Origin of the sequence: Anaeromyxobacter sp. PSR-1, from assembly GCF_000964525.1 — a bacterium.
GTDB lineage: Bacteria > Myxococcota > Myxococcia > Myxococcales > Anaeromyxobacteraceae > Anaeromyxobacter.
Map to the genome: position 1 here is coordinate 1 of NZ_BAZG01000334.1, position 1,894 is coordinate 1,894.

Below are 1,894 nucleotides of genomic sequence, written 5' to 3' on the forward strand. Positions count from 1 at the left end.
CTCGGTGACGGCGGCGCGGACGGGCGAGGGCGGCGCGGGGGGCGCCAGCGGCGGCGGCGCGAGCGGCTCGACCATCGGCCCCGGGGCGGGCGCGGGCGTCACCGGCGCAGCGCCGGGCGCGCTCACCTCGGCCATGGGGATCCGGCGCGCCAGCTCCGGCCGCTCCGCCAGCCCGGCCTCCACCAGCCCGCGCCAGGTCTCGGCGCCGGAGCCCTCGCCGGAGAGGACCAGCAGGTCGCGGGCGCGCGTGAGCGCCACGTACAGCAGCCGCCGCGACTCGGCCGCGGCGGAGCGCTTGTCGTCCTCCCGCGCGCGCGCCAGCGCGGCGGTCTCGACGAACGCCTCGCGGGCGGGGTCGAACAGAGCCACGCACAGCCGCCCCTCCCGATCGAGCAGCGCGCGCCGCAGGTCGGCCCGGGCCCGCGCGCCCAGGTCGGGCACGAACGCCACCGGCCACTCCAGCCCCTTCGCCTGGTGCACCGACAGGAGCGCCACCGCGTCGGCCGCCTCCAGCTCGGCCTCGGGCTCGCGCGGCGGCCGGGCCGCCTGGGCGCGCAGGTGCCCGGCCAGCTCCGCGGGCGTGCCGCCGTCCTCGCCGAAGCGCGCGGCGAGCGCGAGCGCCTTCTCGAGGTTCACCGCGCGCCGCTCGCCGTCGGGGCCGGCGAGCAGCGCGGCGTCGAGGTCCAGGGCCTCCACCGCGCGCGCGCACAGCTCGCCCACCGGCACCCGGTCGCGGAGCGCGTGCAGCCCGCGGTACGCGGCGAGCAGCCGGAGCAGGCGGGCCCACTCGTCCGCAGGGATCGCGCGCGGCGCGGCGTCGGGGAGCGGGGTCGTGCCGGGCGCGGGCGCGGCGACGGCCTCGACGACGCCCTGGGCGGCCGCGCCGGCCGCGGCACGATCGACCTCCGCGGCCAGCTCCGCCGGCGAGAGCCACGGGAGCCGGCCCAGCCCGGCGCGGGCGAGCAGCAGCAGCGATCCCTCGGACACCGCGCACGCCGGCGACCGGAGCAGCGCGGCCCACGCCACCGCGTCCGACGGGTCGGCGAGGGCCGCGAGCAGCTCGCCGAGGTCGCGCACCTCCGGCGCCTGGTAGAAGCCGCCGCCGCGCGCCAGCCGGTACGGGATGCCGGCGGCGCGCAGCGCCCGCTCGTACGGCGCGATCTGCGTGAGCCGCCGGAACAGGATGGCCACCTCGCCGAAGCGCGGGCGGCGCGCGGTGACGCCGTCGCGCTCGCGGATGTCCACCCCCGCCGCGCCGGACACGAGCGCCCCGATCCGCGCCGCGATGGCCTCCGCCTCGCGCTCTCGCCGCTCGGCGGCGTTCCCCTCCGCGCCGTCCTCCAGCACCTCGCAGGCCGGCCGGAGCGCCTCGGGGCGCGTGGGGACGAGCCGGTCGTGCTCGCCGAACACGAGCTCGTCGTCGCGCGGAGGCGCGCCGGGCGGCGGGCGGAACGCGCGCGCGGAGACCTCGTTCACGAGGTCGAGCACCGCCGGCGCGGAGCGGTGGTTCTCGGAGAGGTGCAGCACCCGCCCCTCCCCGGCGTCCAGGCGGCGGATGAGCCGCGCGAACACCGCCACGTCGGCGCCGCGGAACCGGTAGATCGACTGCTTGAGATCGCCCACCGCCACCAGCACCGGGGCGGCCGGCCCGCCCCTGGGGCCGGCGACGAGCTCGAACACCTCCTGCTGCACCGGGTTCACGTCCTGGTACTCGTCCACGAGCAGCGCGCGCAGGCGCCCGCGCAGCTCGGTCCGCACCCCGGGGTCCGCGCGCAGGAGGTCGCGCGCGCGGAGCAGCAGGTCGTCGAAGTCCACCGCCCGCGCCGAGGCCTTCCGCGCTGCGTAGCGCGCCTCCGCGTCCTCCACCAGCCGCGCCAGCTCGGCCTGCTGAGGC

Annotated in this window: 1 protein-coding gene; it reads right to left on the minus strand. The window is 80.1% G+C overall.

Annotated elements, in window-relative coordinates; genetic code table 11:
• The coding region (locus PSR1_RS23125; RefSeq protein ID WP_152643435.1) for an exodeoxyribonuclease V subunit beta at window positions 1-1,894 on the minus strand (1,894 nt) is incomplete at both ends.